Below are 22,324 nucleotides of genomic sequence, written 5' to 3'. Positions count from 1 at the left end.
GCACCTGAGCCTAGCCAAGACCTCCGGCGCCTGGCCAGCATCAACACACGTTAGTGCCCGGCGTCGTACCAGCTGGGTCCGACGCCGATCTGGACTTCCAGGGGCACGCTCAGGTCCGCGGCTGCCGCCATCTGCTCGGTCACCAGTTTCTCCACGGCGGTTCGCTCCCCGGCAGCGACTTCCAGGACCAGTTCGTCATGGACCTGGAGCAGCATCCGCGATTTCAGGCCCTGCGCCTGCAGTTCGGCATGGACACCCAGCATGGCGCGCTTGATGATGTCCGCCGCCGAACCCTGGATGGGGCTGTTGAGCGCGATGCGCTCGGCGTTCTCGCGCAGCTGGCGATCGGTGCTGGTCAGGTCCGGCAGGTACCGCCGGCGCCCCTCAATGGTGGCGGTGTAGCCGTCAACCCGGGCCTGGTCCACCACTCCCCGGAGGTAGTCGCGGACGGCGCCGAAGCGGTCGAAGTAATCCTTCATCAGGGTCCGTGCCTCATCAACGGAAATCTCCAGCTGCTTGGACAGGCCGAAGGACGTCAAACCATAGGCAAGCCCGTAGGACATGGCCTTCACCTTGGAGCGCATGGCGCTGGTGACCTGGTCCGTGGGGACGTGGAAGATGTTGGAGCCGACGAAGCGGTGCAGGTCCTCGCCGTCCCTGTACGCCTGGATCAGGCCCGCATCCCCCGAAAGATGCGCCATGATGCGCATCTCGATCTGGGAGTAGTCGGCGGACAACAGGCATTCGTAGCCATCGCTGACCACGAAGATGCCACGGACGCGCCGGCCTTCCTCGCTGCGGATGGGGATGTTCTGCAGGTTGGGGTTGTTGGACGAGATCCGGCCGGTGGCGGCCACGTTCTGGGCGTAGGTGGTGTGGATCCGGCCGTCCTCCGCCACGGACTTCTTCAACGATTCGAGCATCTGGCGCAGCTTGGCCGCCTCGCGGTGCGCCATGAGCTGCACCAGGAACTCGTGCCCTGTCTTTTCCAGGAGGTTCTTCAGGGAAGCGGCGTCCGTGGTGTAACCGGACTTGATCTTCTTGGTCTTGGGGAGCTGCAGTTCGTCGAACAGGACGGTCTGCAGCTGCTTGGGCGAGCCCAGGTTGACCTCGTGGCCGATGGCAGCGAAGGCCTGTTCCTGCGCCTGGTCGATCACCCGCGCGAGGTCGGCAAGCTGTTCATCCATCTTGTCCATGTCGATGGCGATGCCGGCGAGTTCCATGTCGGCGAGGACCCGGCTGACCGGCAGTTCCAGGGTGGACAGCAGTTCCTCCGCCTTGCGCTCCTTGAGCTCGTCCTCGAAGTAGCGGCTCAGGGCCAGCACGACGGCGCCGGCCTGGACCAGGGCGTCGGCGGCTGCGGTGTCGTCGCCGTCGAACGACAGTTCCAGCTGCCCGGCCTTGGCCGTGGCGGCGGGGATTCCCACGTTGAGGTGGTGCTGGGCGAGTTCGGCGAGTTCATAGGTGCGGCGGTCCGGCTGGATGAGGTAGCCCGAGATGGAGGTGTCGTCCACCACGCCCTCCAGCTCCAGGCCGCGGGCAGTGAGTGCCTTGAGCGCGGCCTTGAAGCCGTGCATCACCTTGGGTGCTTCGGGGTCGCGCAGCCATCCGGCCAGTACATTTTCGGTTTCGGCGTCCTGGCCGGCGAGGTCGACGTAGACGGCGGCGTCGCCGCGCACGATGGCCAGCGCGGCGGCGTCCTCGCCAATGCGGCCGGGCACGAGGTCCACAGCGAGGGCGGTCCGCTGGCCGGCGCCTGCGGCCAGGAAGGCGGCCAGTTCGGCGGCACCGGCAGGCGTGGTGTAGTGCGGTGTTTCGATGCTGTCGCGTTCGGCGGCGGGAGTGTCAGCGTCGCCGTAGAGGGCAAACAGCCGGCCGCGGATGGCCTTGAACTCCAGCTGGTCGAAGAGGTCCTCAATCGCGGCCTGGTCGGGGCGCGGCTGGTAGAGGTCGTCCAGGGTGACGGGGAGCTCAAGATCGGTGTGGAGCTGGTTCAGCCGGCGGTTGCGCTTCACGGCGTCGACGTTCTCCCGCAGGGCGTCGCCCACCTTGCCCCCGATGGAGTCAAGGTGCTCCAGGACGCCTTCCAGGCCGCCGTACAGGTTGATCCATTTCGCCGCGGTCTTGGGCCCGACGCCGGGCACGCCCGGCAGGTTGTCGGCCGTCTCCCCCACCAGGGCGGCAAGGTCCGAGTAGCGGGACGGGCTGACGAAGTATTTCGCTTCAATGGCCGCAGCGTCCATCCGCGGGATGTCGCTGACGCCCTTCCGCGGGTAGAGCACGAAGACGTTGTCCGTGATGAGCTGGAAGGCATCCCGGTCACCGGAGACCAGCAGGACTTCGAATCCGGCCTTTTCACCCATGGTGGCGAGCGTGGCCAGGATGTCGTCGGCCTCGTAGCCGGGCATTTTGATGGTCTTGATGCCCCACGCTTCCATGACCTGCGCGATGAGGTCGATCTGGCCGCTCATCTCGCGGGGGGTTTCGTTCCGGCCGCCCTTGTAGTCGCTGTACTCGGTCTTCCGGTGGGTGGATTCGTCCGAGACATCGAACGCCACCGCGATGTGGGTGGGCTGCTGCTCCTTGATGAGGTTGATCAGCATGGAGGTGAAGCCGTGGATGGCGTTGGTGTGCTGGCCGTTGGACGTGGAGAACTTGTCCGCGGGCAGGGCGAAGAAGGCGCGGAACGCCATGGAGTGGCCGTCAAGGACCAGCAGCCGGGGCTGGTCGGTGATGGGAATCACGGGCGCTTCCGTGGCTGAAACAGACCCACCGGCAGCGGGGGTGGCGGCTTTTGCAGCAGGCCTGGGCGTGGAGGACGAAAGCTGCGCGGCAGCCTCCTCAGCGATGGCCGAAGACGGGAAAGGGGCCGGTTTGGTTGTTTCACTCACAGGTGCCAGCCTAGTTGCCATGACAGACAATTTCACGCCGGGCGCTTTCGCGGAGGAGCTGGCGGCCGCCGGCATTCCCGACCACATGCACGGCTGGCTGGGCCGGTTTGGCGTTGGCGCCCTGGTGGTCAAAATGGGAATCCATTTCCTGGAGATGAGTCCGGAACGGACCGTTGCCACCATGCCGGTGGAGGGCAACACCCAGGTGGCAGGCATACTCCATGGCGGCGCGCACGTGGTGCTGGCCGAGACCCTGGGTTCGTTCTCCGCAGGGATGCACGCCGGTCCCGGCCGGCATGCCGTCGGCATCGAGGTCAGTGCCACGCATCACCGGTCCATTGCGAAGGGCATGGTGACGGGCACCTGTACGGCGATCCATTTGGGGCGCACGCTTGCCACCCATGAAATCGTCATGACCGATGCCCAGGGACGGCGCCTTTCAACGGCACGGATCACCAACATGCTCCGGGACGACGCCGGCTGAGGTACGTGCGTCAGGACCGCGGGCCCGTTCGCCCGGGCAGCAGATAGCGCAGCTCCACGATCCCCCTGCCCATGGTGCGGGACGCAGCCAGCTCGAGCGGCGGCGTCGGTCCTTTTACCGGGAGCAGCCGCTTCCCGCTGCCCAGGACCACCGGGATGACGGAAAGGATGATGTCGTCCAGCAGTCCGGCATCCGCGAACTGGGCCGCCAGGTTGCCGCCGCCCACTACCCAGATGTTCCTGTCCCCGGCCGCGCGCTCGAAGTCGGCCATGAACTCCAGGACATCCCCGCGGACGAACGTGATGTCTGCGCCCTCCGAGGCACGGTATTCGTGGTGCGTGAAGACGTAGCTGGGTGTGTCCGTGTACGGCCACCTGCCGGGCTCGTGCTCCATCAGCCAGGCGTAGGTTTCCCCGCCCATGACGATGCAGCCCACCCCGGACATGAACTCGCCGTAACTGTCGGCCCCGCCTTCGAAGCCGTCGAACTGCAGGAGCCAGTCCAGATCGTCGGTGGACGTGGCGATGAAGCCATCAAGGGACGCGGCCACAAAGTATTGGATGCGGGGCATGGCCCCAGCCTAGCCAAGCGGCCCAGTCCAGCCAATGGCCCGGGCCATGCCCGGGCTGCGGCTCTCCGGGCAGCAGCTTCCGGGAATGGCTACTTGGAGAAGTACGGAATGATCAGGTACAGCCCCACCAGGACAGCCAGGCCGCACAGGCCGAAGCAAGCATAAGCGAACGAGCGCTTCATGGCCGGGGACGTCTGTTCGGCGTCAGCGGCGATCGCCGTCAGCCGGACGCCGAGCGAGTAAAGGGTCACCACTGTTGCGGCAGCAACCAGCGTGGCGCCGGCAACGGTCAGGAGTTCCAACCACTTCATCGCCGATTCTCCTTGGGGTTGTTGGCTTTGGCGTCCGCCTTGGCTTTAGCTTTGGCTTCGGCCCGGGCGCGGGCCATGGCCTTCTTCTTGGCGAACCGGACAGCCTGGCCGGCTTCCTCCACCTCGACGGCGTTCTGGTGGCTCACGGAGGACTTGCGTGAGTAGAAGAACATGAAGAGCACCGCGGCGCTGCCGGCAATCGCGGCAATGAGCACGCCCACGACGCCGGTCTTCACCAGCAGGGCGGTCAGGGCACCGACGATGCCGGCGGCAGGCAGGGTGAAGAGCCATCCCAGCGCGATCTTGCCCACCATGTTCCAGCGGACGGTGGTCCCGCGGCGTCCCATTCCGGAGCCGATGACGGAACCCGAGGCTACCTGCGTGGTGGAAAGGGCGAAGCCAAGGTGGGACGAGGCGAGGATGGCGGACGCAGTGCTGGTCTCGGCCGCGAAGCCCTGGGCGGGCTTGACTTCGGTCAGGCCGGAACCCATGGTGCGGATGATCCGCCAGCCGCCGGCATAAGTACCGATGGCGATGGCGAGGGCGCAGGCGGCGATCACCCAAAGCTGGGGACCGGACCCGGGCGCCTGGCTTCCGGCGGCGATCAGGACCAGCGTGATGATGCCCATGGTCTTCTGGGCGTCATTGGTTCCGTGTGCCAGGGCCACCAGGCTGGACGTGAAGACCTGCCCCGTGCGGAAGCCGCCGCGCTTCTGGGTGAGCTTGGTGCCCGTCTCGGGATCGTGGCGTGACGTGAGGGCGTAGGCAAGGCGCGTGCAGACGTAGGCGGCAAGGCCTGCGATCAGCGGTGCGAAGACCGCCGGAAGAATGACCTTCTGAAGGAGCGTCTCAAGGTTGACGGAGTTGAACCCTGCGCCGACGATGGCCGCGCCGATCAGTCCGCCGAACAGTGCGTGGGATGAGCTGGAGGGCAAACCCTTCAGCCATGTGACCATGTTCCACAGGACGGCCCCCATCAATCCGGCGAAGATGATCTCCGGCGTGATCTGGACGCCGCCGGACCCTTCGCGGATGATGCCGCCGGACACTGTCTTGGCCACCTCGGTGGAAAGGAAGGCGCCCACCAGGTTCAGGACGGCTGCCAGGGCCACGGCTGTCCTGGGCTTGATGGCACCGGTTGCGATGGGCGTTGCCATGGCGTTCGCGGTGTCGTGGAAGCCGTTCGTGAAGTCGAAAAATAGTGCCAGTGCGATGACCAGCGCCACCATGAAGGTGATATCCACCTGTTGCCCAATCTGCAGAGTCGACGTTCAGCAGTTTCTCTTACCCGGCTGCCTTGGACAGCATAGTTCACCAGTTGTTTGCTTTGGAATGACTTGCGGCGATGGCACAACCGGCGGGAAACCTTATCGATCGTACGCGTACCGGGCAGGAGGTCAAAACACGGGCCCGGCCAGGAAAGAGCGGAGCATGTCCAGTTCCGCGGGCGTGATTCCCTGCCGCGGATGGGGCGACACCGTGAGGATGCGCCTCCCCAGGAAGCGTGCCCATGATTGTGCTTCAGCCTCGAACGCCAGCTGGTCATCCACCCACGCCACCGAGTCGGGTCCGGTCTTCTCGACGTCGCCCTGGATGGCCCGGAGCTTCCACCAGACGGCCCCGCCGGCTGCCCCGTCCGCGGCAAGGTATGGCCAGCCGCTGCCCGCAAGTCCGACGGCGGGACACAGGTATTGGGGCGCCAGCTCCTCCCAGCTGGTGAGCCAGACACAACGCAGCCCGGGCGTCATGGCCAGGGAGTTGAGCCCCGATACGAGTTCTGCGGCGAAGGTGACGGGCAACAGCCCAGCGTCGGCGCGCTGCCAGGCGGACCCCCAGCCGGTGGTTCCCTCCGGGCCGAACGGGCAGACCACGCCGTCGACATCCAAATAAAGCGTCCGCCGCACGCTGCACCTGCAGGGGCTTCAGCCCTGGTGGAACTGCGGCGGCCTGGGACCTGCATCCAGCGGCGGCGCGATTCTGCCCTCAAGGGCCGCCACTGTGACGTCCGGCAGGACGATGAGCCCGTCCAGCTCACGCCGGGCCCGCTTGTAGGCAGACTGCCGTTCGGCCGGGGTAGCCGCATGGTTCTCGGCAATCATGAGCAGTTTCCGTGCCACGGCAAGCCGTTCGCGTTCGGGGCCGCTGAACTTGCTGTCCCTGATCCGTATGGCTTCGCGCTCGGCCACATCCAGGGCCACCGCGAAGTTGTTCACGGCCTGCCGGTAGGCGTCAAGGCCGGCCACTGATGTCAGGTCTTCGGCAGAGGGTGGCCGCAGGCCGTCGGCTTCGCGTTTGGCGCGCAGGAAGGCGACCGTGAGGGGTTCCCGGACGTCCGTCATGAGGGGAAAGTCAACGAGCTTGCCCACGTCGAGCTCATAGTCAAGCCATCGCCGGTTGGTGGCATCGTGGGTGGCCATGAGCGACTTCACGTCGGCCACCGACGCCCTGGCAGCTTCGCGTGCCTGGTTCTGGAGTTTGTCCTGGTTCTGGAGTTTGTACAGTTCGACCCGGCGCCGGTACCGGCGGTCGCCGGCACGCCGCCAGCCGCCTGCCCAGCGGCCGGCCACCGCCATCAGTGGAAACACCATCCACCACTTGTCGTACAGGAACTCCATGAGGGGCCTCACGCATCAATCCTCCCAGCCCGGGGGCCCGGCCTCAAGGCGCAGGGGCAGATCCATGCAGGCTGGCCGGCCCTCCCCCCTCCACGTCCTCAGGGTCCTCAGGGTGCCGGCGTGGCCTGCGATGCGTTGACGTTGACCAGCCAGGCGACTCCGTACCGGTCGGTGCACATGCCGAAGATGTCACCCCACGGCGACTTTTCCATGGGGACTGTCACCGCGCCGCCATCGCCGCTGAGCTGCTCGTAGTAGCCGCGAAGCTCCACTTCATCATCGCCGCTGAGCGAGATGGAGATGGCGGAACCCGGGTGGTACTCCATGCTGTTGGGGGTATCAGCGCCCATGAGGACCAGGCCCTGGGTGGTGATCAGCATGCCGTGCATGATCTTTTCCGCTTCCGCAGGATCCTCGCTGGCCTGGAAGTCACCAAAAGTGCTGAGTGTCAGCTCGCCGCCGAACACCTGCTGGTAGAAGTTCAGTGCCTCACGGGCATTGTCCCGGAAACTTATGTAGGGATTGAGGATTGTTGGCATGGCAGGTTCTCCTTCACAGGGGCCGGAACTGCTTCGGCCGGAACGCGGGCAGACAACATCCTGCCCTATCCGGCCGCCACCCGGTAGGGGAAGTCTCCCCTGTTCATCCCGTGTTCCGGGGTTTGAATGTCAGGGGACGAAACTGTTTCCGTGTCGAGGCATATCCCGCAGGAAAGGGTGCGGCGCGGGCCGCGGGAACGTAGGCTCGGGGCATGGCCCGATTCTTTGATGTGCATCCCCAGGACCCCCAGCCGCGCGCCATCGCGCAGGCAGTGAACATAATCCGCGACGGCGGCCTGATCGCCTACCCCACGGATTCCTGCTACGCGCTGGGGGCGCAGATGGGCAACCGGGAGGCGCTGGACCGGATCAGGAGCATCCGGCACCTGGACGACAAGCACCACTTCACGCTGGTCTGCCGCGATTTCGCGCAGCTGGGCCAGTTTGTGAACATCGGCAACGACGTGTTCCGCAGCATCAAGTCCGTTACCCCGGGCAGCTACACCTTCATCCTGCCCGCCACCAAGGAGGTTCCCAAGCGCCTGCTCCACCCCAAGAAGAAGACGGTGGGCGTGCGGATTCCGGACAACCGCGTGGTCCAGGCGCTGCTCGCCGAACTGGGCGAGCCGCTGCTGTCCAGCACGCTGCTGCTGCCGGACGAGGAAGAGCCGCTGACCGTGGGCTGGGAAATCAAGGAGCGGCTGGACCACCAGGTGGATGCCGTGATCGACGCCGGGGACTGCGGCGCAGAGCCCACCACCGTGATTGATTTCTCCAGCGGGCTGGCCGAGGTGGTCCGGCGTGGCATGGGCGACCCGTCCCGCTTCGAATAAACCTGCTTCGAAGTAACCCGGGCCGCACCTGCGGTCCCGGGGCACTTTGGCGGCGCCGCCGTCGTAATTTCCGACGGCGGCCGCCGTGTCCGTGCCAAAGTGCCCCGTTTTGGAGGGCGCGGGTCAGTCGCTGTTGGCGTCAGTCTGCTTTTTCGCCCGGCTGGGCTGGACCCGGGGCGGTTCGCCCGGCATCTTGGGGTAGTCCGGCGGGAAGGGCATCTCCCCCAGGCCGGCTTTGCAGTCGCGGTCCCACCATTCCAGCAGCGTGTCGATGGTCCCGGGCTTGGCGTTGAAGCCAGCCCAGGGGTCTCCCACCGTCTTCAACCGTTCCGGAACCGTGAGGATGGTGAAGTTCTTTGGATCCGCGTGTTCCAGTTCCTCCCAGGTGATGGGGCAGGACACGGGGGCGTGCGGCAGGGCCCGCGGGCTGTAGGCGCCGGCGATGGTGCGGTCGCGGTTGGCCTGGTTGAAGTCCAGGAACACCCGTTGGCCGCGTTCTTCCTTCCACCACGCCGTGGTTACTTTGTCCGGGATCCGGCGCTCCACTTCCCGGGCAGCGGCGATGACCGCGTGCCGGACGTCCAGGAATTCCCGTGTTGGTTCGACGGGTGCGTAAACGTGCAGCCCGCGGTTGCCGGACGTTTTGATGAAGCAGGTGAGGCCTGCCTCGGCGAGGACGTCCTTCAGCACCAAGGCGGCGGGAACGGCGTCGTCGAAGTCCGTGCCCGGCTGCGGGTCAAGGTCGATCCGCAGCTGGTCCGGGTTGTCCGTGTTCTCCGCCCGGGAGGGCCAGGGGTGGAAGACCACGGTGTTCATCTGTACGGCCCAGACGGCAGCTGCCGGTTCGTCAAGGACCAGCTGGGGGTGGGACCTGGCGCTCGGATACACCACCTTGACGGACCTGACGAAGTCCGGCGTGCCTTTTGGCGGGTTCTTTGAGAAGAACATTTCGCCTTCGATGTTGTCCGAGTACCGCTGGAGGGACACGGGCCGGTCCCCGTTGGCGGCGATGAATGCCTCCCCCACGTCGCAGATATACCTGGCGAGGTCCAGCTTGGTCAGGCCCAGGTCCGGCCAGAGGACGCGGCTGGGGCTGGAGATGCGCATTTCGCGCTCGCCATTGGGACCCGGGACAGTGATGGTGGTCTGTTCGCTCGCCATGGGGACAACGTACACCCGGCCGCCGGCAGACACCGGCATATCCGCCGGCCTCCGGCATGATGGAGCCATGCCCTCATCCGATCAGCAGCTCATGGTCGCCGTCGGTGACGCCTCGTTTTCCGCCGTCTACGCCCGTCCCGGGAAGCCCACCGCCACTGTGGTGGTGGCGCATGGTGCCGGTGCCGGCAAGGACCATCCGTTCCTCCGCGGCTTCAGCGACGCCCTGAACGGTCTGGGCCTGGCCACCCTGCGCTTCAATTTCCCGTACCTGGAGGCAGGGCGGAAGTTCCCCGACCGCCCTCCGGCTGCCATCGCCGCCTGGCGGGCCGCCATGGACACAGCCCGCGCCCAGGCGGAGGCCAACGGCGACAGCGGCCCCGTCTGGGCGGCGGGCAAGTCGTTCGGCGGCAGGATGGCGTCCATGGCCGTTGCCGACGGCATGGAGGCCACAGGCCTGGTGTACCTCGGCTACCCGCTGCATGCCCCCGGCAAGCAGGAGAAACTCCGGGATGAGCACCTGTACGGGATCACGGCGCCGATGCTGTTCCTGCAGGGAACGCGCGACACGTTTGCCACGCCCGACATCCTGGCGGGCGTCGTGGCCCGGATTGGATCCAACGCGGTCCTGCAGTGGGTGGAGGGCGGTGACCACTCCTTTGCCGTGGCGGGAAACAAGCGCCCCGCCGATGAGGTGGGTGCGTCGCTGGCGCTTCCGGTGGCGGAGTTTATCGCCGGGCACGGCTGACGCTGCTAGGCAGCGTCCTCGTGCCACCAGCCTTCCCAGGCGGCGGAGGTGAGCCGGCCTTCCGGGAACGTGCCGGTGTCGGTGTTGCGGGACCCGCCGGCCTCACTGCGTCGGCCGTCCAGCAGGAGGTTGAGGCTGTTCAAGAGAAACATGGTGTGTCCTTCCGTAGGGGAATGCGGACCACGTTGTCCGCGTACTTAAGAGCGTAGGGAAGGCATGTTTCAGCACGTCGACGCGACGTTTCGGCTGTGTATCGGAGTTCTCACGCAGCCTTCTCCGGCCGGAAAGAATCGGACGTGGTTTCAGTTCCGCTTGTTGGTCCGTGCCGTGGCGGGAGCCGACCAGGGGTCCTCCGGCCAGGGATGCCTGGGGTAGCGGCCCCGCATTTCGGCGCGCACCTGGGTATACGGGCCGGACCAGAACGATGTGAGGTCGCCGGTGACCGCCAGCGGCCTGCGGGCCGGGGACAGCAGGTGGAACAGGACCGGGACACGGCCGCCCGCCAGGCGCGGGGATTCAACCAGCCCGAAACACTCCTGCAGTTTCACCGCCACCACGGGCGCGGCGGAGTCCCCACCTGGTTCCGGGTAGTCGATCCTGACGCGGGAGCCGCTGGGGACCTCCAGGTTTTCCGGCGCAAGCTCGTCCAGCCGGGCCGCTTCGGGCCAGGGCAGCAGCCGGCGCAGGGGGTGGGCCAGGTCGATTGAGGTGACCGGTTTCCCGGCCGCCAGGTCTTCCAGCTCGGGCCCCAGCCACTCTTCCAGCCGCCCAAGCAACGCCCCGTCCGACACATCAGGCCACGGCGCCCCCACCTCGCGGTGCAGGAAGGCGAGGCGGCGCCGCAAGGAGGCCGCCGCCGTCGACCACGACAGGGCGGCAAGGCCGCTTGACCGCAGCGCGGCTTGCACGGCCCTCCTGCCCTGTTCGGCGGTGGGGCGCACGGGGGTTGCGGAGAGTACGACCGCTCCCAGCCGCCTGGTCCTGCGCGCGCTCAGCCGGCCGCCGCTGAATTCCGCGTCCACACTGTCGGACAGCAGGTGGGACGCCGCCTCTTCGGCAATGCCAAGGGTGATGGGGGCTGCGGCGCGGATCACGGCGCCCGTACCGGCCGCGTCCCTTCCCTTGGCGCGGGACACGTCGGCCACGGCCAGCCACTCGTGGCCTGACAACGTGCTGCCTGCCGGCAGCCCTGCCCTGGTCCCGGACGTCAGCAGGTACTGTCCGGCGCCGTCGCTGCCGGGCACGCGGCGGGCCACGCGGTCGGGAAAGGCAAGCGCGACGACGGCGCCCGCAGCTTCGTTTCCAGCGGCAGGGATGGCGGGAGGGGCCGTGGCGCCGTCCTGTTGCCGACCCGCCAGGGCGCCCAGCCGCCTGGACTCGTCCGCCCAGCGCCTTCCGGCCGGGCCTGTGTCGGCTTTGAGCTGGGCCAGCAGGCGGGTCAGGTCCGCTCCGGGTGCGCGGTGGTCCCCGGAGAGCGCGGCTACCACCCCGGCGGCGAACCGGTGTCCGGTGGAGGTGCCGCCGTCGAGCAATGCCCGGGCAAGCCGTGGATCGGCGGGGATGCCGGCAAGGGCGCGGCCCGTTGCAGTCACGTGGCCGTCACCGGACACTGCGCCCAACTCCCGGAGCACCTCAACGGCGTCATCCATTGCCTGGCCGGGCGGTGCGTCCGGCAAGGCAATCCCCTTCCCCCGGGGCGCGCCCCAGCAGGCAAGGGTCAGGGCGGCGCCGGTCAGGTCCGCCACCTTGATTTCCGGCGTCACGTGGGCGGGAGCGGCACCATATGCGTGCTGCGAGTAGCAGCGGACCACTGTCCCCGGGCCTTGCCGTGCGGCACGCCCGGCCCGCTGGTCGGCTGACGCCCTGGAACAGGACACGGTAACCAGCCCGCTCATGCCGCGGCCTGCGTCCCGCCGCGGTTCCCGGGCCAGTCCGGAGTCTATGACCAGCCGGACGCCGGGCACTGTCAGGGAGGACTCGGCAAGATCGGTCGAGACGATGATCCGCGGGAGGTCCCCGGGAGCACGCCCCGCCACTGCCCTGTCCTGCTCGGCTGTCCCCACCTGGCCGTGAAGTTCCAGCACGTCAACACTGCTGCCCAGCCGGCTGCGCAGGACCGCTGCAACGTGCGAGACCTCCCTGGCCCCGGGCAGGAACACGAGCGCGTCCACGGACCCGTCGGCCGCAACGGCACGTTCATGGGCGTCCGCGGCTGCCGTGGCCAGATAATCCAGGAAGGTGCGCGCCACTCCCCTCGCGTCCAGCCGGGCGGCGGGCGCCGGGAGCCACTGCACGTCCAGTGGATGGTTGACGGAGGGGAAGTCGACGACGGGTGCGGGCCCGGCGCCCTCGTCATCCCCCAGCAGGGCTGCGAACCGGGGCGCGTCCAGGGTTGCGGACATGGCGACGACGGCGAGGTCGCCGCGCAACGCACGGACCTCAGCGAGCATGCCGACCAGGAGGTCTGTTTCCAGTCCCCGCTCGTGCACTTCATCCAGGACGACGGCGGCAGTGCCCTCCAGCCCGGGATCTGCCAGCAGGCGTCGCAACAGGATGCCCGGGGTGACGAACTCAATCAGGGTGTCCGGGCCCGCCTGGCGTTCCCCGCGGACGGTGTAGCCCACGCGGCCGGCCATCCGGCTGCGGTCGAGCGCAGAAAGGCGCCGGGCGGCGGCACGGGCGGCAACCCGCCGCGGCTGGGTGACGACAACGCGGCCCCGCCGGCCGTGGAGGTTCGCCAGCAGGGGCGGTACGAGGGTGGTTTTTCCCGTTCCCGGCGGTGCCTGCACAACGGCGGCACCCGGGATACCATCACTTCCCAGTGCCTCCCGCAAAGCGGAAAGGGATCCTTCGAAGGCGAGTCCGGCACCGATCGCGCGGAGGTCGAAGGCGTCGGCGGCGGGGCGGCCCTCAGGAGGATTCATCCATCCATTCTCCCTTGGCCGGGGAGCTGTTTGCCGCTGCGGTCAGGGCTTGCCCTGGCCTTTGCCCTTGCCTTTGGCTTCCTTCGCGGTGTCCTGATGCTCCGGCCCGGGGGCCTGCGGAGCGGAGTCTGCCGGGACCGGCGCCGGAGCGACGGCCGGAACGGCGGGTTCCACGGGAGCGGCTTGGTTCTGCCCGGTGCCGGCAAGGGCAGGGTCTGGCGAAACGGCGCCCGGCGCTGTGTCAGGGGATGCTGCCGCGGACGCTGCTGCCACCTGCGTGGCGAGATCTGTCCGGACCACCGACAGTGCATTCTCGATGCTCCGGTACCGCGATGCCGAAAGCCGGCCATTTGCTGCCGCATCGCCCAGGTCCTTCTCGAGGGCCTGAAGGGCAGCCAGCGCCCCATCCATCCTGTTCTCGGCGGCGGCCTGGCTGATACTCAGCACCCGGATCTGGAAACCGCGCAGGACGTTTTCGTCTGCATCCCCGGAACGGATGCCGGAGGCGCCGGCAACCAGCGCCGCCGCAACGACGGCGCAGCACAGGAGCATCAGGGCACGGACTCCGCGGCGACGCCGGGGTGCGGGATGCGGGGCGCGTTGCTCAGGAGTCAGCACCAGGTCCGCCGGTGCCTGCGCCTCAAGCGGCATGCCTGCCCCGCAGCGGGACTGCGGAGGCGGTCCGGACGGGGAGTACAGTCACGGAGGCGAGCTCCGCTGCCGGGGGTGCCACGGGAGCGCTCCGCCGCTGGGATCCTGGCCGGGCCAGGAGATACCGGATGCCGATGCGCAGTCCGGTGGCGAACAACAGGCCGATCCCCACTCCGAGGAGCACGTGCCCGGCCAGATAGTGCTGCGCGGCTCCCGGGCCGCGTTCTGCCGCCACCGCCGCACCGCCAACGGTCAGCACCAGTGACAGGGCCGTACCGAAAATTGCGCCCATAGCTCCTGCTCCCATCCCATTTAATCAGCAAGCTTACTAGTAATGCTCAGCAAGCTTACTACTGGATGGAGCTAAAGCAAGGGCACGGAGGCGGGGTCCCGGGGCATCGGCAATGCCCGGTGGATTGGGCGCGCCAGTCAGCCGGCCGCTTCGAGCAGGCGCTCCGCGGGGGCGAGTCCTGCATACCGGCCCTTGAAGAACAGCAGGGGTTCGGCGTCGTTCCGGGCACTGAGGTGCCGCACGGCAGCCACCGCAATGGTGTGGTCGCCGCCGTCGTATTCTGCATGGAGTTCGCAGTCCAGCCAGGCGAGCGCGTCATCCAGCACCGGGTTCCCCAGGGGCGAGGATGCGTGGCTGACGCCGGCGAACTTGTCCGTCCCCGAGCGCGCGAACTGGCCCGCGAGGTGCTGGTGTTCGGCCGGAAGGATGTTGATGGTGAAGGACCCGGCCCTTCTCAGTGCAGGCCAGGTGGTCGATGTCCGCGCCGGGCTGAAGGTGACCAGCGCCGGCTCCAACGAAAGGGATGCGAAGGACTGGCAGGTGAACCCGGTGGGCCCATCGGGGGTGGAACCCGTAATGATGGTCAGGCCGCTGGCAAACGTGCCGAAAATGTCCCGGAGCCGGCGCGGAGCAAGATCTGAAGTGACTGTCATGGAAATGGCCTCTCATCTGGATCGTTACCTCACCAAACCATCAGCAAATCGGCTCATTCAAGCCGCCTGAAACGCACCGACCCGCGGCGAAACGAATTGTCATGCCCGTACTTCCGGCGTCATCGGCGCGTGGCTTCAGGGACGCTGACGTGTCGTTGTTTGACGCAACAGAAGGACGTAACCAGCACTGGCCGGTCGGGACAGCCCCGGTTAAGGCCGCAGGTCCAGCGCGGCCAGCAGCCGGCGGACCGAGCCGCCCAGGTTCCACTCGACGCCCAGCTGCTCCAGTTCCGCGCGCCGGTCGCCCGTGACGGGCTGCAGGCGGGCGCCCGCCTGGTCCAGGGTGGGAAGCTCCAGGTTCCGCACCAGGCGTACGACGGCGGGGGCTGCTTCCAGGTACGCGGAGGCAGCGGAGAGCTTGGCCCGGACAGGTGCCGACACGCCCGTGCCCGGCTCGTCAGCAGCCGCCAGCAACCCTTCGAGGGTTCCGTACTTCAGCAGCAGCGACGCTGCCGTCTTCTCGCCGATGCCCGCCACTCCGGGCAGGCCGTCGGAGGCGTCTCCGCGGAGTGTGGCGTAGTCGGCATACTGCTGGGGCAGCACCTTGTATTTGGCCACCACGGTTTCTTCCGTGATGACTTCGAGGTTCTTCATGCCGCGGGCGGTGTAAATCACCCGGACAGCCCGTTCGTCGTCGCACACCTGGAAGAGGTCGCGGTCACCCGTGACCACGTCCACCGGGAAGCCGGCATGGCTCGCATAGGTGCCAACGACGTCGTCGGCCTCGTGGTGTGCCGCGCCCACAATGGCGATGCCGGCCAGCTCCAGCACGCGGCGGATCATCGGCAGCTGCGCCTGGAGGCCCTCCGGAACCACCTCGATGTCGGCGCCGCCGGAAACTGCCTCGGCCACCCGGTGGGCCTTGTAGGTGGGGATCAGGTCCACCCGCCACTGCGGCCGCCAGTCGTCGTCCCAGCAGGCCACGAGGTGGGTGGCATGGTAGTCGGTGCTGAGCCTGGCGATCATGTCCAGCAACCCGCGGACCGCGTTGACCGGCGTTCCGTCCGGGCGGCGGATGCTGTCCGGCAGGCCGTAAAAGGCGCGGAAGTACAGGGAGGCAGTATCGAGCAGCATGAGTCGCCGGGGCATACCTTGATCCTGACACGGAATCGGCTACCTGGGCAGCAGCGGCTGGCAGTTGCCGAGGGTTTTACGGTTCGCCGGTGAGCGGCGGGCGGTCGATGACGCGGGGGATGTACTCGAGCAGCTGCAGGCGTCCGTCGAAAATCCTGCTGTCCACCATTTCCAGGGCGACGTCCGGATAGCCGTCATAGATGCGTTCACGTCCGGTACGCCCGGTGATCAGGGGGAAGACGACCAGCCGGAACCGGTCCACTAGACCCGCTGCCACCAGGGAACGGCAGAGGCTGAGGCTGCCGAGGGTGCTTAAGAGTTCGTCGTGGGTCCGCTTCATCTGCCGGACGGCCTCGACCGCGTCCCCGGCCACCAGTTCGGAGTTCGGCCAGCGGAGGGGTGCGGCCAGGCTGGAGGAGAACACCACTTTGGGAACGGCGGCAAGACCCGTCAGGGAGGTGCTTTCGTCCGGCGAATATCCCGTGCCCCCGGCGGCAGCATCTTCCGACATCCCCGACATGAGGCGGTAGGTGTTGGCCCCCATCAGGTAGGTACGGTCCCCTCCGGCCTCCTGCTGCAGCCAGGCCAGATATTCAGGACCTTCCAGGCCCCACCAGCCAGGCCATCCCTCGCCCGAGGCGAAGCCGTCCAGGGTGATGATCATGTCCACCATCAACTGGCTCATGGCGGCCATGGTATTCCCGCCCGCGAAGCCCGGCAAGGGACCAGTGACCCGGACTCACGGACCAGCCCGGACCGCAGAACCGGTCAGAACCAGTCGCCGTCGGCGTAGGCGCTGCGGACGTGCGCCCGGAGGTACTCCCCCACCACCGCGGCACCCAGGTCCCCCACCTCCGGCGCCACGACCCTGCCGTCAACGCGCTGCGCCATCCGCCGGATGAAGCGCTCCAGGCCGGGGTCGTTGCCCAGGCGGAAGAACGTGGTCTGGACGCCCGAACGGCCAAGCCGGTCCAGTTCGGCAACGGTGGCGCGGATGGTCCCGGCGTCCGGCGGCCAGTTGAACCAGGAGTCCCCGTCCGGCAGCAGGTGCGCCGTCGGTTCGCCGTCGGTGACCACCAGCAGCACGGGCTGCATGGAGGGGTGCCGGCGGAAAAAGCGCCCCGCCAGCAGCAGGCCGTGGTGCAGGTTGGTGCCCTGTTCGCGGAGGGCCGGCAGGGCCGTGAGTTCCCCGATGTCCATTGACTGCGCGTAGCGGCCGAATGTGATCAGCTGCAGCCTGTCGCCGCGGAACCGGGTGGAGACCAGGTGGTGCAGTGCCAGCGCGGTCCGCTTCATGGGAACCCACCGCCCCTCGGCAGCCATGGAGAAGGAAACGTCCACCAGCAGGACAACGGCGGCCTGGGTACGGGCCTCGGTCTCGCTCACTTCGATGTCGCCGACGGCGAGCCGCAGTCCGCGGGCCGGATCGCCGCCGTCGGCCATGGTGCGCCGGATGGCGTTGGTCATGGTGCGGGTAACGTCCCAGGGCTCGGCGTCCCCGAACTCCCATTGGCGGCTGGAACCCGTTTGTTCCCCGGCGGCCCCGGCCACCCTGGTGTCACGGTTCCCCTGGCGCCCGGAGAGCTGCCTGGCGGTGTCCCGCAGCAGTGATTTCCCCAGCCTGCGCATTGCCTGCGGTGACAGCCGCAGGTCGCCGTCGGCACCGCGCCGCAGGTAGCCGCCGTCCTGCATGGCGCGCTCGATCTCGGCAAGCGTGCGCGCACTCACGGCTGCGTTCTCGCCCAGCTGGCGGGCAAGGGCATCAAGGTCCAGGTCATCAAGCCGGGAGCCGTTGTAGGACTGGGACAGTTGCTCAGACAGTTCGTCAAGCTCGGCGATGTCCTGCAGGACACCTGTCCCGTCACCCAGCCCCAGGCCTTCCTGTCCTTCGAAGCGTTCCGATCCCGTCCAGTCCTCCCCGGGACGCAGCGCCTGCAGGGTGGCGTCGAGCTCGCTGAGCTGGGCCATCAGCTCAGGAGAGCCGAAGGCCTGGGCCGACAACCGCATCAGCTCCTCACGCTGTTCCGGGGACATGGACTGCAGGAGCCGCTGGGCTGCGGCGGCCCGTTGCGCCAGGGCATCCACCAGTTCCTCGACCGATTGCGGATTCTCCGGAAAGAACTGGCCGTGCCTGGCCATGAACTCCTGGAAATCGGCTTCCGTGTCCTCGCCCCGCCGGTGTTTGCCCAGCAGCTCATTGAGGTCCCGGAGCATTTCGTTGACTGCCTCGCGGTCCTCATCAGTGGCGCTTTCCAGAGCCTGCTTCATGCCGGCGAACCGCTGTTCCAGGACCTCCCGGCCCAGCAGGTCCTTGATCCGGTCGTACGCTTCCCTGGCCGCGCTTGACTGCCAGTCGTAGGACGCAAGCTCGTTGACGGCCGCCGCTGTGGAGGGCGGCAGGTTCTGCAGCTGCATCTCGCGGAAGGCGCGTTCGGTGTTGTCCATCATGGCGTCCCGTGCCAGCTGCTTGCGCTCCTCCAGGATGGCGGTGTCCAGGAGTTTCTTCACTTCATCCAGGGTGCCGTCCAGCCGGTGGCGGCTGAGCAGATCACGGCGCCGCTGCTGGACGCGCCGGGCGAGATCGTCCAGTCCGTCGCGGTTCCGGCCGCCGCGCCGCAGGAACTCCTGCAGGGCATGGCGGGGCGAGTAGCCTTCCATCACGTCCTGGGCGACGGCTTCGAGCGCCTCCGCCAGGTCAACCGGCGGGGCCAGCGGGTCCGGACCGCCGGTGTACCGGCCGTACCTTGCGGACCGCTTGTGGATGGCCATGGTGCCTCCCGTGCCTAGCCGTAAATGGTTTCCTCGTCGTCGGATTCCTTGGAGATCCGCCGTCCGAGGTACAGGCCTTCGAGCGCCAGTTCGACGGCGGCTGCCCGCTGCCCGTCATTCGTCGCACCCAGGCGCCGGCCGATTTCGTCATACAGGCCTGATCCGTTCAGGGCCGGGAGGTTGCCGAGGAACTCCTTCGCCGTGACCTGCTCCCCGGTGGTGACGGTCCGGTGGCCGTCCAGGGCAGCCACGAGCGGACCCATGTCCAGGCCCTGGAAGTGCGCCCTGACAGCTTCGGCGGTGGCGGTGCGCAGGAGGTGGTCCAGGACGCCCTGTTCGCGTCCTTCCTCGCCCGATTCGAACTCAAGCTTGCCGGTCAGGACTTCCACGGCGGGCTCCAGGTCAATGATCCGGGCCACGGCCTGGTCCTCGCCCCGCAGGCTTGACCTCCGCAGCGCGGCCGCGGCCACCGTCTCTGCCCCCGCGATGGCGAACCGGGCGGAGACGCCGGATGTTTGGTTGATGGCCGGAGACTGCCGCAGCGCCCGGGTATAGCGGGCCAGGATCTCCAGGATGAAGGGAGGAACGTCCGCCACCAGCCGGCCCTCCTGCCGGATGACCGAGACCTCGTCCTCCAGTTCAATTGGGTAATGGGTCCGGATCTCGGCGCCGAAGCGGTCCTTCAATGGGGTGATGATCCGGCCCCGGTTGGTGTAATCCTCCGGGTTGGCGGACGCGACCACCAGCACGTCCAGCGGCAGCCGCAGGACGTAGCCGCGGATCTGGATGTCGCGTTCCTCCATGACATTGAGCATCGCCACCTGGATGCGCTCGGCCAGGTCCGGCAGTTCGTTGATGGCGATGATGCCGCGGTTCGAGCGGGGAATGAGCCCGTAGTGGATGGTCTCGGGGTCTCCCAGGCGGCGGCCTTCGGCGACGCGCATCGGGTCCACGTCGCCAACCAGGTCGGCCACCGAGGTATCCGGCGTCGCGAGCTTTTCCACGTAGCGCTCGGACCGGTGACGCCAGGCGATCCGGAGCCGGTCCCCTTCGGTCAGGGCCCGGGCGCGGGACTGTTCGGTAATCGGTTCAAAGGGGTGTTCGTTCAGCTCCGAATCCTCGATCACCGGCGACCACTCGTCCAGCAACCCGGCCAGGGTACGGAGCAGGCGGGTCTTGCCCTGCCCCCGTTCACCCAGCAGGACAATGTCATGCCCCGCAATCAGGGCCCGCTCCAGCTGCGGAATCACGGTCCGGCCGAAGCCGTACAAACCCGGCCAGGGGTCGCGCCCCGCAGCCAGGGATGCGAGGAGATTGTCGCGGATCTCGTGGCGCAGGTCCTTGTGGACATGGCCTGCCGCACGCAGTTCACCAACGGTAAAGATATCGGGGCGATCAGTCACCCCTCTACGGTAGTCCCCGCCCTGCGGCTAATCGAGAGTTTCCTCCAGATTCCTCGAAGCAGCGTGACGATGCCGCGTGGCCGGCCAAGGGAGCCAGCCGGCGTCCCGGCCCGTGCCGGCGGGGCGCAGGCAGGCAGCGGGGCGTTAGGCTGGTTGCTGATGACTGCTGAGAGTACGTTGATCCTCCTGGTGCGGCACGGCGAAACACCCACCACGGGTACTGTCCTGCCCGGCAGGGCCCCGGGACTGCACCTTTCCGAGCGCGGCCGTGCCCAGGCGGACGCTGTTGCCGAACGCCTTTCCGGCCTGCCCATCCAGGCCATCTACTCCTCGCCCCTGGAGCGTGCAAAGGAAACCGCGGAACCTGCGGCGGCACGGACAAGCATGGCGGTGACGGAAGAACCCGGACTTCTGGAGTGCGACTTCGGTGACTGGACCGGCGCCGCGCTCGCCGGCCTTGCGGGCCTGCCGGAGTGGCAGACCGTCCAGCACAATCCGTCGGCCTTCCGGTTCCCCAACGGAGAGGGCTTTTCCGGGATGCAGGCCCGGATGGTCGGCACCCTGGAGAACCTTCGCGCAGCCCACCGGGGCGGCGTGGTGGTGTGCTTCTCCCACGCGGACCCCATCAAGGCGGCCGTGGCCCACGCCTTGGGCACCCATCTGGACCTTTTCCAGCGGATCATGATCAGCCCGGCGTCGGTCTCCGCGATTTCCTACGTGGACGGCCGGGCGCCGGCCGTCCTCACGGTGAATTCGACGTCGGAACCCCTGAGCGGGCTGAGGTCGCCGTGATGCCGTGCGGAGTGTCATCGGATGGATGGCCGCGGGACGCGGCCGCACGGGGCATGCGGTGTCCGGCCGGGAACTGACCCTCCTTAACGAGGGCCGCGTGGAACTGCTGGGCCGCATCATGAGCGGCAGCAACGCCACCTTCCTGGTGGAGGTTTCCTGCGCGGATGAGTCCGCCTGGGCGGTCTACAAGCCCGAAGCCGGGGAACGGCCGCTCGCGGATTTCGACGCCGGCCTGTACCGCCGGGAACGCGCAGCCTATCTGCTCAGCGAAGCACTGGGGTGGGGCATCGTTCCGCCAACAGTTGTCCGATCGGACGCGCCGCTTGGGGTGGGCTCCCTGCAGTGGTTCGTCGAAGGGGACCTCAAGGAGCACTACTTCACCCTCTACGCCGACTCGCCCGGGACCCACGCCGCGTTGGCCCGGATCGCCCTGTTCGACTACGTGGCAAACAATACGGACCGGAAGAGTGGGCACGTACTGCGCAGCACTGACGGCCACATCTGGGGAATCGACCACGGCCTGTGTTTCTCTGCCGCGTTCAAGCTGCGCACCGTGATCTGGGACTTCGCCGGCGACCCCATTCCGGACGACCTGCTTGAGGACATCAGTCCCCTGGCCACCACGGTGCCTGCCGATGTGGCCGGGCTCCTCGACCACGCCGAAGTGGCAGCCCTCCGGCGGCGCGTCCAGCGCGTGCTTCAGGACAAGGTACTTCCCGTTGACCACACGGGCATGCGCTACCCGTGGCCCTTGATCTGAGTCAGCTGCGCCGGGAAATCCCGGTCCGGCCGGCGCTCACTGGGCCTCCGGACGGCCTTGCGCTGCGGCCGCCGCCGGGGCCGCCTGCTCCAGGTAGGCGCCGATGTGCTCCAGCAGGTAATGCTGTCCCAGCACCGTGGGGTGGTCGCCGTCCGGGCCGATGAGGTCGTCAAAATCGTCGCTGATCCAGCCCTCGGCGATGGGGTCCACGAACTCCCCGCCTGCCTGCCGGGCAGCGGCCCTTAGCTGGTCGCTGATGTCCACGAGGGCGGGGTCCGGGGTTGCAGAGTACGACGGCGGCCCCACCACGATGATCTTCGCTTCCGGGGCAAGGGCTTCCGCACGGTCCATCGCGGCCAGGGCGGCGCCGCCAACGTCTGCGGGCGCAAAGCCAAGGTCATTCTCTGAACCGAAAAAGACCACGATGCCGGTGTCCGGTGTCACGAAGTCTTCGACCTCGGTGCCGAAAGTTCCGTCAAGATCACCTGTGCTGAGGTAGCCGCTGCCATTCTCGGCGGCGTTGACAACCTCCAGGCCGGCGCCCAGCGGGTCCTTGCGCATCAATGCCGGCCACGCCTGCTGCGGCGAAGTGCCGTGACCGGTGCTCAGCGAGTCCCCCACAACCACTACGCGGACCGGCGCGGCGGCGGCCGGGGGCTGGGTGGGGGCCGTACTCCCTGAGGTTATGGCCAGGACCAGGCCAACTGCTCCCGCCGCTATCACGCGGCCGGGATGCCGGTACACAGGATGTCCCTGAAGCAGCACGCCGTGGTGCATCGGTCCACCTCCTGCCAGC

The 22,324-nt window shown here is 67.8% G+C and carries 23 protein-coding genes; 5 read left to right on the top strand and 18 right to left on the bottom strand.

Translation table 11 applies throughout. The annotated features are described in order from the left end of the window. Positions 1-50: 50 nt before the first annotated feature. Entirely contained in the window at positions 51-2,693 is a 2,643-nt protein-coding gene (polA, locus tag LDO86_RS09500; protein ID WP_043425302.1) for a DNA polymerase I, read from the bottom strand. 217 nt (positions 2,694-2,910) lie between these two features. Here polA and LDO86_RS09495 point away from each other — a divergent pair, with 217 nt between their 5' ends. Continuing rightward, positions 2,911-3,375, top strand: coding sequence for a hotdog fold thioesterase (locus LDO86_RS09495; RefSeq protein ID WP_026266023.1), 465 nt, complete (start codon positions 2,911-2,913; stop codon positions 3,373-3,375). A 10-nt stretch (positions 3,376-3,385) separates the two neighbouring features. Here LDO86_RS09495 and LDO86_RS09490 read toward each other — a convergent pair whose 3' ends face one another. The 6 genes from LDO86_RS09490 to LDO86_RS09465 all read right to left on the bottom strand — a co-directional run bounded on the left by LDO86_RS09490 (position 3,386) and on the right by LDO86_RS09465 (position 7,411). Beyond that, complete coding sequence (locus LDO86_RS09490; RefSeq protein WP_018770978.1) at positions 3,386-3,946, bottom strand: dihydrofolate reductase family protein; 561 nt, start codon at positions 3,944-3,946, stop codon at positions 3,386-3,388. A gap of 89 nt (positions 3,947-4,035) precedes the next feature. Beyond that, entirely contained in the window at positions 4,036-4,257 is a 222-nt protein-coding gene (locus LDO86_RS09485; RefSeq protein WP_018770979.1) for a hypothetical protein, read from the bottom strand. Next, positions 4,254-5,501 (bottom strand): inorganic phosphate transporter, encoded by a 1,248-nt coding sequence (locus LDO86_RS09480; protein ID WP_018770980.1) that lies wholly within the window; start codon positions 5,499-5,501, stop codon positions 4,254-4,256. Before LDO86_RS09480 ends, LDO86_RS09485 begins: the two co-directional genes overlap by 4 nt. 153 nt (positions 5,502-5,654) lie before the next feature. Then, entirely contained in the window at positions 5,655-6,161 is a 507-nt protein-coding gene (locus tag LDO86_RS09475) for an HAD domain-containing protein (RefSeq protein ID WP_026266024.1), read from the bottom strand. An 18-nt stretch (positions 6,162-6,179) separates the two neighbouring features. After that, positions 6,180-6,884 (bottom strand): hypothetical protein, encoded by a 705-nt coding sequence (locus LDO86_RS09470; protein WP_026266025.1) that lies wholly within the window; start codon positions 6,882-6,884, stop codon positions 6,180-6,182. Positions 6,885-6,979: 95 nt separating this feature from the next. Further along, a complete protein-coding gene (locus tag LDO86_RS09465) occupies positions 6,980-7,411 on the bottom strand; it encodes a VOC family protein (protein WP_018770983.1) in 432 nt (143 codons plus the stop codon). Positions 7,412-7,623: 212 nt separating this feature from the next. On the opposite strand from LDO86_RS09465, the gene LDO86_RS09460 reads away from it, so the two are divergent. Then, a complete protein-coding gene (locus tag LDO86_RS09460) occupies positions 7,624-8,244 on the top strand; it encodes an L-threonylcarbamoyladenylate synthase (RefSeq protein ID WP_018770984.1) in 621 nt (206 codons plus the stop codon). 123 nt (positions 8,245-8,367) lie between these two features. Here LDO86_RS09460 and ligD read toward each other — a convergent pair whose 3' ends face one another. Then, positions 8,368-9,405 carry a non-homologous end-joining DNA ligase gene (ligD, locus tag LDO86_RS09455; protein ID WP_026266026.1) on the bottom strand — a complete coding sequence of 346 codons (1,038 nt, stop codon included), beginning with the start codon at positions 9,403-9,405 and terminating at the stop codon, positions 8,368-8,370. A gap of 67 nt (positions 9,406-9,472) precedes the next feature. Between ligD and LDO86_RS09450 the strand changes: the two genes are divergently transcribed. After that, a complete protein-coding gene (locus LDO86_RS09450) occupies positions 9,473-10,150 on the top strand; it encodes an alpha/beta family hydrolase (protein ID WP_018770986.1) in 678 nt (225 codons plus the stop codon). 5 nt (positions 10,151-10,155) lie between these two features. Here LDO86_RS09450 and LDO86_RS09445 read toward each other — a convergent pair whose 3' ends face one another. From LDO86_RS09445 to LDO86_RS09405, 9 genes are all read right to left on the bottom strand, one after another. Then, complete coding sequence (locus tag LDO86_RS09445) at positions 10,156-10,302, bottom strand: hypothetical protein (RefSeq protein WP_018770987.1); 147 nt, start codon at positions 10,300-10,302, stop codon at positions 10,156-10,158. Positions 10,303-10,452: 150 nt separating this feature from the next. Beyond that, positions 10,453-13,074, bottom strand: coding sequence for an ATP-dependent helicase HrpB (gene hrpB / locus LDO86_RS09440; protein WP_018770988.1), 2,622 nt, complete (start codon positions 13,072-13,074; stop codon positions 10,453-10,455). Between the two features lie 42 nt (positions 13,075-13,116). Further along, positions 13,117-13,725, bottom strand: coding sequence for a hypothetical protein (locus LDO86_RS09435; RefSeq protein ID WP_018770989.1), 609 nt, complete (start codon positions 13,723-13,725; stop codon positions 13,117-13,119). Next, the gene (locus LDO86_RS09430) at positions 13,715-14,017 is read right to left on the bottom strand and encodes a hypothetical protein (RefSeq protein WP_018770990.1); all 303 of its coding nucleotides are present in this window, start codon (positions 14,015-14,017) and stop codon (positions 13,715-13,717) included. The genes LDO86_RS09435 and LDO86_RS09430 overlap by 11 nt, the downstream gene beginning before the upstream one ends. Before the next feature lie 137 nt (positions 14,018-14,154). Continuing rightward, a complete protein-coding gene (locus LDO86_RS09425) occupies positions 14,155-14,670 on the bottom strand; it encodes a flavin reductase family protein (RefSeq protein ID WP_018770991.1) in 516 nt (171 codons plus the stop codon). 210 nt (positions 14,671-14,880) lie between these two features. Next, positions 14,881-15,819: a 5'-3' exonuclease gene (locus LDO86_RS09420; protein ID WP_026266027.1), complete on the bottom strand. Its 939-nt coding sequence runs from the start codon at positions 15,817-15,819 to the stop codon at positions 14,881-14,883. A 61-nt stretch (positions 15,820-15,880) separates the two neighbouring features. Next, positions 15,881-16,489 (bottom strand): dihydrofolate reductase family protein, encoded by a 609-nt coding sequence (locus tag LDO86_RS09415; RefSeq protein ID WP_026266028.1) that lies wholly within the window; start codon positions 16,487-16,489, stop codon positions 15,881-15,883. Positions 16,490-16,572: 83 nt separating this feature from the next. Further along, positions 16,573-18,573 (bottom strand): VWA domain-containing protein, encoded by a 2,001-nt coding sequence (locus LDO86_RS09410; protein ID WP_018770994.1) that lies wholly within the window; start codon positions 18,571-18,573, stop codon positions 16,573-16,575. A 14-nt stretch (positions 18,574-18,587) separates the two neighbouring features. Next, entirely contained in the window at positions 18,588-19,976 is a 1,389-nt protein-coding gene (locus LDO86_RS09405; protein ID WP_018770995.1) for a sigma 54-interacting transcriptional regulator, read from the bottom strand. Between the two features lie 159 nt (positions 19,977-20,135). Here LDO86_RS09405 and LDO86_RS09400 point away from each other — a divergent pair, with 159 nt between their 5' ends. Together LDO86_RS09400 and LDO86_RS09395 are read left to right on the top strand one after the other, a co-directional pair. Beyond that, the gene (locus LDO86_RS09400; protein WP_018770996.1) at positions 20,136-20,768 is read left to right on the top strand and encodes an MSMEG_4193 family putative phosphomutase; all 633 of its coding nucleotides are present in this window, start codon (positions 20,136-20,138) and stop codon (positions 20,766-20,768) included. A 25-nt stretch (positions 20,769-20,793) separates the two neighbouring features. Next, positions 20,794-21,528, top strand: a complete 735-nt coding sequence (locus LDO86_RS09395) for an SCO1664 family protein (protein WP_224084453.1) — start codon at positions 20,794-20,796, stop codon at positions 21,526-21,528. Between the two features lie 36 nt (positions 21,529-21,564). On the opposite strand, the gene LDO86_RS09390 is transcribed toward LDO86_RS09395, so the two are convergent. Further along, the gene (locus LDO86_RS09390; RefSeq protein ID WP_018770998.1) at positions 21,565-22,305 is read right to left on the bottom strand and encodes an SGNH/GDSL hydrolase family protein; all 741 of its coding nucleotides are present in this window, start codon (positions 22,303-22,305) and stop codon (positions 21,565-21,567) included. Positions 22,306-22,324: the final 19 nt, after the last annotated feature.

Origin of the sequence: Arthrobacter sp. StoSoilB19 (assembly GCF_019977275.1) — a bacterium.
Taxonomy (GTDB): domain Bacteria; phylum Actinomycetota; class Actinomycetes; order Actinomycetales; family Micrococcaceae; genus Arthrobacter.
Note: the sequence above shows the minus strand (reverse complement) of the source record. Positions and strands in the feature narration are given on the sequence as shown.